Genomic DNA, 11,333 nt, shown 5'->3' with positions numbered 1-11,333 from the left:
GGGAGCAACGTCATCGGCGATAAGGCTTACGGTTCGCAAGCCATCAGAGAGTACATTACTTCTCGGGAGGGAAGTTACACTATCCCGCCGAAGAGCGATAATCCCGAACCGTGGTTTATAGATGAGCATGTTTACAAGGAACGACACTTGGTTGAATGTTTCTTTCAGAAAATCAAATGGTTCCGTAGAATTTTCACCCGCTATGACAAACTTGACGCTTCGTTTTTCGCTTTTGTTCTTGTTGCTGCCAGTGTTATTTTATTGAAATAATACAAGCTGAAATGTTTTTTAAACAAGCCCTAATCGTGCTGCAGGACCGGATCCCAGATCTTTTTCAGGATCTTGTCGGGATCGAGGCGGGGGTCGAGAATGCCGAAGCTCTGATAGTCGCGGATGATAAGGCGCAGCGTCTCCTCCGTCGCCTGATCGCTGATGCCATAATCCAGAGTTTTCTGGATGGACTGCACGAGGTCGAAGTTGCCGGTGACGTACTTGTGGTCAAGGAGGAGGCGGACGCTCTCGTCGATATTGTCGAGAATCCACTGACTGGCCTTTTCATGGGCGCGGGTCAGTTTCTTCACGGTGATCGGGTTCTCGTTGTAGAAGTCCAGATTGACGGCATGAACGCAGCAGGCTTCTTTCTTGAAGTCATCGTCGTAGGTCAGCGAACGCACGATGCGCAGGGTACCATCGTCGAGGAAACGGCGCGCGAACTGATCTTCAAGCAGCGCGGCCTCAATCTCTCCGTTCTGCATGGCCATGATACTGACGCCCGCTTCCACGACCTTCCATTTGATGTCACGGAAGGGACTGATACCGTCGCGGCTGAAAAAGCGCATGGCGATGTTCTGATCCGAATCGCCAATGCCGTTCGGCACAGCTACCGTCTTGCCGACCAGATCTTTTGTGTTCTTGATGTCGCCCTTGGCGAGCACGTACAGCGATTTACAACCAGTGTGGATGCCCGTCGTGAATTTCATGCGCACGCCGTTAACCGTAGGAATGATGAACTTAGCGATATGGCCGCCCACCACATCGACTTTGCCGGTGCCGATGGCGTCCACGTCCTTGGTCATGCGCGTGATCTTGACTTTCAAGCCCTCTTCGGCGTAGAAACCCTTGATCTCGGCAATGCCAAAAGTGCCGAGACACAGACCGCCATTGTAGCCCACATTGATCACGCGCCCGTAAGCAGGCTCCTTCTTCCAGGCCGCGTCTTCCTCTTCCTTCGTCATCGCGAAGGCCGCGGCAGAAACAAGCGTCGCCGCACCTGCCAGAACCGCAACCAGTTTTCTGTTCATAAAACGATCGCCCCTTCTCAACCGTTAGTAACGGTTATAGTTTTTATGCTTAATCAACATATCATTCGGCTTTTGAAAAGTCAATTCGAATTTATGAACAGTATTACTCTCAAGAAAACGTTTTGCATCGTCTTGGTTGTTCGGAAATTCTGCTTCGCCGCAAATCATCAGTTCTGTCCGAAAGAATCGTTTGCAAAGGGGCGTTCCTGCCTTATTCTTTTACGATCACGCGAGTACGCTTAAAAATTTCCGGTAAAACCAAGAATCATACGCCAAAAATCACAACGCGTCGCCCTTTTTTTGTCCATTTCGCACTGGACGGGGACGGACCCGTCGTTTATGATGAAACACGGTTTTCGAAAAGAGCGCCCGTTCGATGAACTTTATAAAGGGGGAGTCCGTCATGAACGACATGATCAAGGCCGCGGCCGAACAGTTCGCCCGCGAGAACGTAAAAGAGGCTCAGGACCTGCTGCGCACGCTGGGTAAGATCCCGGCACCGTCGCACGACGAAGGCCGGCGCGCGGCCTTCGTCAGCGAGTGGTTCAAATCGCAGGGATTCAAGGACGTGCAAATCGACGCCGCCCAAAACGTGATCTGTAAGTTGGGGCCACAGGACAGCGATCTGATCGTCTTCGCAGCGCACACCGACATCGTCTTTCCCGACACGGCGCCGCTGCCCATGCGCGAGGAAGACGGCCGGCTCTACGCGCCCGGCATCGGCGACGACACCGCCAACCTCGTCAACCTGATGATCGCCGCCCGTCATCTGGCGCGGCGCGAAGAGGAACTGACGCAGGGCGTGCTGATCGTCGCCAACGCCTGCGAAGAAGGGCTGGGCAACCTCGACGGTATGAAGGCGCTGTTCGCCGCCTACGGGCCGCGCGTCACAGCCTTTTACTCGCTCGACGGCAAGCTCGGCCATTGCTGCAGCGGCGCCGTCGGATCCTATCGTTACCGCGTCACGTGCCGGACCGCGGGCGGCCATTCCTACGCCAACTTCGGCAACGCCAACGCCATCGAATGCATGGCGCACCTGATCGAGGATCTCTACGCCGTCACGCTGCCCGAAAGCGCGCGCACGACCTTCAACGTCGGGCGCATCGAGGGCGGCTCCACCGTCAACTCCATCGCCCAGTATGCCGCGATGCTATACGAATTCCGCTCTCCTTCCCAGGAATGCCTGGATTACATGAAGGTCCAGTTCGACGCGATCCTCGACGCCAACCGCAACCGCGGCGGCGAATTCGCGGTCGAACTGTTGGGAGTCCGCCCCGGCGACGGCATGCTGAACCGCGAAGCGCTGCAAGCCTTTACCGCCCGCACGTTGGACGTGATCCGCAGCTATTACGACGGCGAACTGACCGTCACCCCCTCGTCCACCGACAGCAACGTGCCCCTGTCCCTGGGCATCATGGCCAATACGCTCGGCACCGTCGTCGGCATGGGCGCGCACACCCGCGAAGAGTGGGTAGACCTGGGCAGTCTGGAAACGGGGCTGAAAATCTCCCTCAGCCTGATGCTCGCCGCGCAGGAACCCTAGAATAAAATCAGCCGCGAAAAAGCGGCGAAACGGAAAAAGAACAAAAACGCCGGAAGAAGCGAAAGCGCCCCGACACGACGCGACGAAAGAGATTCATCGGTCGTACCGGAGCGCTTTTATAGGACGTTTTTTTCGATGTTCCACGTAGAACTTTTTTCTATCGTTCATGAATTTGCAATGGATAAGAACACATCGTATATAATTAATATTATTGCCGCCGCTTCTTCGCGACGGCGGTCGTTTCAAAAAACATGATAAACTGAACGCAAAAAAGGAGGGAAGCGCGATGGAAAGCAGAAACGGCGGCAATGTGCGCGAGATCCTCGGCGCGCCGGCGCTGATCGTGCGCCGCCCGCAAAAGAACATGTACCTGAGTGTGCGTCCCGACGGCATGCTGCGCGTCTCCTGCCCGACGGGCACGCCCGATGCGGAGATCGAACGCTTCGTCGCTTCGCAGTCGCACTGGCTGCACAAGCGCCGCGCCGCCGTTTTGCAGATGCGGGATGAGCGGACGAAACACGACGCCGGCGACACCGTGCTGTTATGGGGCCGTTCTCTGCCGCTGGTCGTCACATACGGGCGGCCGTACGGCGCCAGCCTGCGCGGCGAAACCATTCTCCTGAACCTGCCGGAAAACGGCACCGCCGATGAACGGGGCAAACTGATCCACAGCTTTCTGCGCGCCCGCCTCGGGCTCGCCATCCCGCCGCTGCTGGCCCGCTGGCAGCCCGTGCTGGACGTGCGAGCCTCGGGGTGGCATGTGCGCGACATGACGACGCGCTGGGGCAGCTGCAATACGCGCACGGGGCGGCTGTGCTTCAATCTTCGCCTCGCCGCCAAAGACCCGTGCTGCCTCGAGTACGTCCTCGTGCACGAACTCAGCCATCTGATCGTCGCCAGCCATTCGGCCGCTTTCTGGAACTGCGTGGCCCGCTGTCTGCCCGACTGGCGGCAGCGGCGCGCGCTGACAAACCAGACAATGAAAGAACCGTCCGCAGAATAGCCTACACGAAAATGCAGGGCGTCACTGCCATCCAGAACAGCAACGTCACCATGCACAGCAGCGTCGACGACGCTACCAGCATGGCCGCGTAGTCGGCGTCCATGCCGAAGCCGCGGGCCAAAACGTAACAATTGAAGGCCGGCGCCACCGCGGATCCGACCACCGCCACCTGCATGACAACGGGATTTTCCACGGGAAAAAGCATGAACGCAGCCATGACGATCGCCGGGTGAAGGAACAGCTTCATGAGCATGTCGGGCCAGGCCGATTTGACGTCGCTCCACAGACGCTCCGGCGCCAGCGCCGCGCCGATGACCAGCAGCGCCATGCCGTTGCCGCAGTCGCCCAGCACCTCGAGGACGCGCGCAAACCATTGCGGGATATAAGGCGTCCAGCCCAAAGCGCCGATCAGGATGCCGCAGATGCCCGCCAGCAGGATCGGATTTCTGACCGTCCGCACCAACGCGTTCGCCAGTGACCGGCCGTCGCTCCGACCGCTCATGGCAATTTGCGACATCAGCAGCGGTACGAGGTTGAAATACGGCGTTCCCACCGCCACGAAGAGTAGCTGCGCTTCCGTGCCCGCCTGTCCGAGCCAAAGCGTCATCACCGGCAGGCCGATAAAGATCGCGTTGGGACGCACCGACGTGAGCATGGACACGGCGCGCCGTTCGGGCGCGATCTTGCGCAGTCCCGACATCACCCAGAGCACTGCCGTCGCCGCCGCATAACCGCCAATGAGCACGGCAGCAAAGCGCCAGCCATGGATCATGGACGCGTTGAAGCCAAGTCCGGCCTTGAAAAAGCTGACGGGCATCAGCAACGAGAAAAGCAGCCCGTTTAGTTCCTTCAGTCCGGTTTCAGTCAGCCGCCCTCGTCTTTTCAGAAACCAGCCGCAGCCCATGACGATGAAAATCACCAGATTCGTTAGAAAGCCCTGCATCGTTTCAGCCCCTCCGTCCGCATCCGATCAGGATCGGCGGCTCTCGAGGCAGGGAATGTTCCACGTGGAACAATCCCTGCCGTCGCCGTCTCGTCACTTTTCGACAAGTTTACCACGCTCGCCTGAAAGCCGCTACGCGAGACGGAACACTCGTCGCCAGCCACAGCATTTTACTGTTTTTTAATAAAGAGACCGTATCAGTCCCATCCTCATAATGATAATGCCGCCAGACCGTCGGAAGATTTCCGACGGTCTGGCGGCATTATTCGCGTCTCGCTCTTATTTCTGGACCGGCATAGGCACGGGAACGTCGGCGGGGATAGGGCAGCGGTAGGGTTCGCCGTGGGTGGCTTCGAGAAACTCCGCCTTGGCGGCGGCGACGAGCTGCGGGTCGGCGGCGACCTTGGCGGCCGTCAGAGCCAGGGCGCGGGCGCCGTAAAGCATGCCTTTCATGCCGATGGACGAGCCGGCGCAGGATGTGACCTGCCAGCTGTGGCCGGGAGCGGCGCAGTTCCACGAAGCGGTGTTCACTTCCGCACAGGGGACGATGTGCTGCACGTCGCCCACGTCGGTGGAGCCAAAGCCATTCTCCTCGCGGATCCCGACGCTGACGCCGAGCGGGCCGTCGTAATCGGGGCGCCGTTTGATCTGATCGTAGTTCGGATTCTGTACGTTGATGGCCTCGGCGAATTCCAGCTCTTCCTCGGTCCAGACGGGCCTTTCCACTTCCTGCAGGCTTTGATAGATTACGTCGCTGAGGACGCGGTTTTCCAGCGTCGGATAACAGCCGCCGAGGAACTCGATCTCCACTTTCGTCTCGGTCATGTGCGCCGCCCCCTCGGCGACCAGCACGAGGCGGCGATACGTGTCTTCCACGGCCTCGCGGGTCAGGGCGCGCACGAAGTACCAGACGCAGGCTTTGTCGGGGACGATGTTGGGAGCCATGCCGCCGTCGGTGACGACGTAATGGATGCGGTTGTCCATGGTGACGTGCTCGCGCAGGTAGTTGGCGCCGACGTTCATGAGCTCGACGGCGTCGAGGGCGGAGCGGCCGTTCTCCGGCGCGCCGCCGGCGTGAGAGGTGCGCCCCGTGAAATGGAACTTGGCGCTGTTCAATCCGGTCATGACGCCGCGCATGACGCAGTTTTTTGCGGCTCCGTGCCAGGAAAAAGCGAGATCCAGCTCACGGAACGCGCCGCCGCGGGCCATGAAGACCTTGCCGGTAAGGGCCTCTTCGGCGGGACAGCCATAGTAAACTACGGTACCGGGACAGCCGGAAGCCCGCAGCTCTTCTTTCAAGCCATACGCCGCCGCCAGCGGCGCCACGCAGAGCAGGTTGTGCCCGCAGCCCTCCCCCGGCGCGCCGTCCCGTACGGGTTCCTGGCGGGTGCCGACCTTCTGGCTCAGACCGGGCAGAGCGTCGAACTCGCCCAAAAAACCGATCACCGGGCCGCCGCTGCCCCAGCTGGCACGCAGGGCGGTGGGCATGCCGTACAGCCCCGTCTCCACGGTAAAACCCAGATCACGCAACAGCTCGGCCGTGACCGCGCACGTGTTCACCTCGTTGTAAGCGGTCTCGGGATGTTCCCAGATTTTTTTGGCATGAGCGACAAACCGTTCCTCTCGTGCCTGAATCGCTTTTAACGCGACTTCTCCAACCATAAAAAAACCCCCTCCCTCTGGATTTTTCGAATTCACGCGCGGCAAAAGCGGGGATTGCCGCGGGAACCAAGAGAAATGTCCGAACGCATATCACGTAACATCAGCGTTCATCTATTCCAACGAAGAATGTTCCACGTGGAACATTCTGTCCGAAAAGGAGCACAGCGCTTTTTCCGGATCGACGCGTCTCTTTGCCTCTGGACTTAACGGCGCGGCGCGGGCAACCCCGGCACGCGCCCGGCCAGCACAGCGAGCGAAACGCGCCGGTGTCCCTGAAAACCCGTCACCGTCTCGGCCGCCAGCATGGAGGTGAGGATCGCCTCGTGTACCGACTCGATCACGGCGCGGAAGAACAGGTTGGCGTGCGCGTCGCTGACCGAACGAAACGCCAGTTCCCCCGCCGCGTCGAAGGGAACCCGCTGCGCGGTGGAAAAAGCCACGGCGATCTCGCCGCTGCCGTTGCCGATGATCGAGCCGGTGTGCGTGATGCCGGCGCTGGCGCGTTTACAGAGCCTCTTCAGCTGGCGCGCGGTCATGGGCGCGTCGGTGGCGATCAGCACGATGCAGGATCCCTGCTCGCGCAGCTGTTCCGCGGCGAGGATCTTTTTCGCTTCGGCCCCCGTCGGCTGACCGTCCAGCGTAAAGTCCTCCATCTCGCCGAAGTTGCTCAGAACCAGCGCGCCCAGCGTATAGGTCCGTGCGCCGGCAGTCACCAGCCGCGAAGCCGAACCGACGCCGCCCTTGAACTGGTAGCAGCTCATGCCCCGTCCCGCGCCCACGGCGCCGAGAGCGAAATCGGGCGCGGCGGCCGCCAGCGCCTGACGCGCCAGCTCCGGCGTCACCGCCTGGACGCGGATGTCGTTTAGAAAACCGTCGTTGCACTCGCACACCAGTGGATTGACCGTGCCCGCCGCGCCGCCGATCGACGGTTCGCTCTCGATCATCGCCTGGGACAACGCGCGCCAGACGTCGCCGACGCTGAGAGTATTCGTCAGCAAAATCGGCGTTTCCAGCGTGCCCAGCTCGTCGATCTGCACCAGCCCCGCCGTCTTGCCGAAGCCGTTGATCACGTGCGAGGCGGCGATCAGTTTGTTCCGAAACAAACTGCCCGGCGCGGGAATCACCGCCGTCACGCCCGTCTGCGTTTTCCCTTCCGCCAGCGTCGCGTGTCCCACGATCACGCCCGCCACGTCGGCGATCGTGTTGCGGGGGCCTTTGGGCAGGCGGCCGGCGCTCAGTCCGAAACGCTCGAGCCAGTCGTTGTTTTTCACGTTTCACACGTCCCTTTCACAGCGCAAGATGAAAGAATCCCGTTCATATTATAGCCGCCGGGCCATAAAAATCGAGCCGCTCCGTCTCTTCCATCCGAAAAAAACGGCGCGGCTCGATTTTTACGATCGGGGAAAAAATCAGCTCAACAGCGCCAACAGCAGCCCCCCAGCGACGACGGAGCCGATCTGTCCGGCCACGTTGGCCGCGGAAGCCTGCATGAGCACGAACGTGCCGGGTTTTTCCCTGGCCGCCATCTGCTGGATCGTGCGCGACGACATCGGGAAGGCGGAAATGCCCGCCGCGCCGATCATCGGGTTGATCTTTTCCTTCATGAACAGATTCAGCAACTTGGCGCTGAGCACGCCGCCGGCCGTATCGAAGACGAAGGCCACCAGCCCCATGCCGAGGATCATCAGCGTGTCGGCGCGCAGGAAGCGGTCGCCCGTCATCGTGCAGGAGATGCCCAGCCCCAGCATGATCGTGACGATGTTGGCCAGCTCGTTCTGGGCGCTGTTGGAAAGGCGCGCGACTACGCCGCTCTCGCGCAGCAGGTTGCCGAACATCAGAAAGCCGATCAGCGTTGACGACGAGGGCGCGAAGATGCCGACCACGATCGTGACGACGATCGGGAAGAGGATCCTGGCACGCTTGCTCACCGTGCGCCCGGCGCGGAGCGTCATGTTCATGCGCCGCTCCTCTTTGGTCGTCAGCGCGCGGACCACCGGCGGCTGGATGACCGGCACCATCGACATGTAGGAATACGCCGCCACGGAGATCGGTCCCAGCAGCTGCGGCGCGAAGCGGCTGGAGACGAAGATCGAGGTGGGGCCGTCGGCGGCGCCGATGATGCCGATCGAAGCCGCTTCCCTGACGCTGAAGCCGAAAACGTAATAGGCCAGCCCCATGGTGAGGAAGATGCCCGCCTGCGCCGTCAGGCCGAAGAGCGCGTAGACGGGGCGTTCCATCACGGGCGAAAAGTCCATCATCGCGCCGATGCCGATGAAGATCAGCAGCGGGAACATCTCGTTGGCGATACCGGCGTCGAACAGCACGCTGATCGCCCCCGGCACCACCGTGCCGTCCATGGCCTGCGTCAGCGCCGCCGTCATGGGAATGTTCACCAGCACGGTGCCGAATCCCATCGGCAGCAGCAGCGAAGGCTCGTATTCCTTGGCCACCGCCAGCCAGACCAGCGTCAGGCCGATGCCGATCATCACCGCCTGCTGCCAGGTCAGGCTCAAAAAACCCTGAAACAACGCTTCCAAAACGATTCTCCTCTCAAAATTCCAGCGATGCCGCGGCAGAGCGCGGCTCAGTCTTCCTCGGGCGGCAGCGGCTCGTCGAGCAAGGCGAGGTTGACGTGGCAGTAGCCGCACGGCTTCTTTTTCAGATAATCCTGATGGTATTCCTCGGCCGCATAAAAGTTGACCAGAGGCTCCACCGTCGTGACGACGGGCTCGTCCCAGTTCTTCTGTTCTTTGGCGAGAAGCTCCTCGGCCAGACGGCGCTCCTCGTCGTCGTTGTAGTAGATGGACGTACGGTACTGCGCGCCGATATCCGGCCCCTGCCGATTCAGCGTCGTCGGGTCGATGATGCGCAGATAGTGGCGCAGCAGCGTGCGCAGGCTGATGATCTGCGGGTCGTATTCGACCTTGCAGGCCTCGGCGTACCCTGTGCCGCCGGCTTTGACCTGTTCGTACGTCGGGTGCGGCATGCGCCCGTTGGCGAATCCCACTTCCGTATCCAATACGCCGGGCAATTCCCTCATGTAGGCCTCGAGGCCCCAAAAACAGCCTCCGGCCAAAACGATCCTCCTCGACATCGGTCTTCCTCCTTATTATTCCCGCGGCTCGGCGGGAACGGGCATACGCTCGGGGATCGCCGCCACCTCCAGCCCCAGATGGCACGTTCCCCGTTCCACATCGACTCGATCACGGGGCGCCGCGGGCTTGCGTCAAAACAGCGGGCGACGGCTCCGGCTGTTTCATATCGAAATTATATTCTGCGCCGTAGCGAAAAGCAAACGCAACGCGGCTTTGCGTCCCAGGGACAAAGCGGCGTCGCCCGGCGCGTGGATCCGAAGCCTTGATACATTGTTTGACGAATAGACAGTGTTCCCCGGCGGGCGGACACGACGACAAACGCCTTCGCGGCGGCGAAATACGGCGATCCGAATTTCCAGACAGGATACTATAAAATACGGGCCGTCAAGCGCCGGAAACGACGCCTGACGGCTCTTTCGCTTTCTTTCGCTTAATCGTTTTTCTCCGATCCCCGCTGCTTCCAGACGCGGAAAACCACGGCAACCAGCGAGAGCGCGGTCAGACCGGCCAGTATCGGCCCGAGAGAAGCGTCTTTCTCCGGGGACTGCTCCGAGTTCAGCATGGCGGCAATATAAAAGAGGCTGTATCCAAAAGACAGCCATTTGACCAAGGAGCCGCGCTTTTTGCCATAGAAAAACGCCAGGTTGCTGACGAACGGCAACACAAAGCCCACAAGACAGAGAAAAAACGTTCCCGCCATGGAGGCTACCGTACTGCCCACCTTTTTCACCTCGGCGACCGCCGCCCTGGAACGGTCGGCGATATAACCGCAGGACGAGCACTCGCCTTTGAACATGCGCGCGCCGCAGCGGGGGCACCTCTGCCCTTCGTCGTCGGCCCGCACGCCGCACTGCGGACAGGCCGCGCCGTCGTACTCGGCGCCGCAGTTTTTGCAGATGTGATCCGCCGCGCGCCCGCCGCAATAGGGACATTCGTGCAGGGCTCCGTCGAATTCGGAGCCGCAGTATGCACACTTCTTCATTGGTGATTCCTCCGTTCGTCGGGATAAAAACCCGAAATCACGTTTTTATTTTCGAATAATATCACAGCGGCCGCCAAAAAAGAAGCGCGCGAAACTTTTTCCATCGCACAGCCGCGGACGAAGCGGCTGCGACGGACTGAAAAAACGCGAACTCTCGCGGCAAATTCTGCGAGAGAAGAAATTGATTAAACCTGACTATAAATTTTCCCCGCTCCGTCTGCGCCGACGCAGGAGATCCCGCGAACGCTTTTCGTCCGCGGGATCTCCTGTGCTCGTTATTCCGTTTTCTTCCAGGTGGCGTCGGTGAACACCGTGCCGAAACGCACGTTGACGCCGAATTCCGGCGCCGTCATCAGGCCGTCGCCGTTGCGTTCCGCCAGTCCGGCGGCGGCCGCCGCGGTCTGGTCGGGGAACTCGGTGACCGGCGTTTCGCCGTCCATATACGCCTTGGGCATGACCTCGCCGGCAAAGCCGTAGCGGCGCAGACACGCTTTGACGTGTTCGGCCAGCAGCTCCACCTTGTCTCCCGCTTCGAAGTAGGCGCGCGCGTAAGCCCAGACGCTGCCGTCGGCCGGTTCGAGGCGCACAGCGTAGGACACGGCCTGCGTCAGCGCCGGATAAGGCAGCTTTTCGTTTCCCGCCAACGAAGCATATCCGACCAGTACCGCGCCGGCGTTCATCAAGTTGCGGCGCAGTTCTTCCCTTAACACTCCCATCGGAAAATCCTCCTCGATCAGCGCTCTGTAAGACGCCGTTTTTTCTTATTATATACCAGTCCCCGATCTCCCATCTGATTCTACGAAT

General features: G+C 60.4%; 11 protein-coding genes. 3 read left to right on the top strand and 8 right to left on the bottom strand.

Features of this window, described 5'->3' with window-relative positions:
- On the top strand, positions 1–270 hold a 270-nt coding region (locus D7D26_RS06775), incomplete at its 5' end, for a transposase (RefSeq protein WP_147413033.1).
- 29 nt (positions 271–299) lie between these two features.
- Here the strand turns inward: D7D26_RS06775 and D7D26_RS06770 are convergent.
- Positions 300–1,301, bottom strand: coding sequence for an ABC transporter substrate-binding protein (locus tag D7D26_RS06770; RefSeq protein WP_120372530.1), 1,002 nt, complete (start codon positions 1,299–1,301; stop codon positions 300–302).
- Between the two features lie 403 nt (positions 1,302–1,704).
- On the opposite strand from D7D26_RS06770, the gene D7D26_RS06765 reads away from it, so the two are divergent.
- Together D7D26_RS06765 and D7D26_RS06760 are read left to right on the top strand one after the other, a co-directional pair.
- Positions 1,705–2,844 (top strand): M20/M25/M40 family metallo-hydrolase, encoded by a 1,140-nt coding sequence (locus tag D7D26_RS06765; protein WP_120372529.1) that lies wholly within the window; start codon positions 1,705–1,707, stop codon positions 2,842–2,844.
- Positions 2,845–3,130: 286 nt separating this feature from the next.
- On the top strand, positions 3,131–3,847 hold the full coding sequence (locus tag D7D26_RS06760) for a M48 family metallopeptidase (protein ID WP_120372528.1): 717 nt from the start codon (positions 3,131–3,133) through the stop codon (positions 3,845–3,847).
- Position 3,848: 1 nt separating this feature from the next.
- Here the strand turns inward: D7D26_RS06760 and D7D26_RS06755 are convergent, their stop codons facing one another.
- The 7 genes from D7D26_RS06755 to D7D26_RS06725 all read right to left on the bottom strand — a co-directional run bounded on the left by D7D26_RS06755 (position 3,849) and on the right by D7D26_RS06725 (position 11,245).
- Positions 3,849–4,790 carry an AEC family transporter gene (locus D7D26_RS06755; protein WP_120372527.1) on the bottom strand — a complete coding sequence of 314 codons (942 nt, stop codon included), beginning with the start codon at positions 4,788–4,790 and terminating at the stop codon, positions 3,849–3,851.
- Between the two features lie 279 nt (positions 4,791–5,069).
- Positions 5,070–6,452: an amidohydrolase gene (locus tag D7D26_RS06750; RefSeq protein ID WP_120372526.1), complete on the bottom strand. Its 1,383-nt coding sequence runs from the start codon at positions 6,450–6,452 to the stop codon at positions 5,070–5,072.
- 203 nt (positions 6,453–6,655) lie between these two features.
- Positions 6,656–7,723 carry a DmpA family aminopeptidase gene (locus D7D26_RS06745; RefSeq protein WP_120372525.1) on the bottom strand — a complete coding sequence of 356 codons (1,068 nt, stop codon included), beginning with the start codon at positions 7,721–7,723 and terminating at the stop codon, positions 6,656–6,658.
- A 138-nt stretch (positions 7,724–7,861) separates the two neighbouring features.
- Positions 7,862–8,989: a sodium ion-translocating decarboxylase subunit beta gene (locus D7D26_RS06740; protein WP_078015193.1), complete on the bottom strand. Its 1,128-nt coding sequence runs from the start codon at positions 8,987–8,989 to the stop codon at positions 7,862–7,864.
- Positions 8,990–9,036: 47 nt separating this feature from the next.
- The gene (gene msrA, locus D7D26_RS06735) at positions 9,037–9,546 is read right to left on the bottom strand and encodes a peptide-methionine (S)-S-oxide reductase MsrA (protein WP_078015194.1); all 510 of its coding nucleotides are present in this window, start codon (positions 9,544–9,546) and stop codon (positions 9,037–9,039) included.
- 431 nt (positions 9,547–9,977) lie between these two features.
- The gene (locus D7D26_RS06730) at positions 9,978–10,529 is read right to left on the bottom strand and encodes a zinc ribbon domain-containing protein (protein ID WP_078015195.1); all 552 of its coding nucleotides are present in this window, start codon (positions 10,527–10,529) and stop codon (positions 9,978–9,980) included.
- A gap of 275 nt (positions 10,530–10,804) precedes the next feature.
- Positions 10,805–11,245: a hypothetical protein gene (locus tag D7D26_RS06725; protein ID WP_009164408.1), complete on the bottom strand. Its 441-nt coding sequence runs from the start codon at positions 11,243–11,245 to the stop codon at positions 10,805–10,807.
- Between the last annotated feature and the right edge of the window lie 88 nt (positions 11,246–11,333).

This window comes from Pyramidobacter sp. CG50-2 (assembly GCF_003612005.1).
In the GTDB taxonomy this organism is placed as follows: domain Bacteria; phylum Synergistota; class Synergistia; order Synergistales; family Dethiosulfovibrionaceae; genus Pyramidobacter.
Note: the sequence above shows the minus strand (reverse complement) of the source record. Positions and strands in the feature narration are given on the sequence as shown.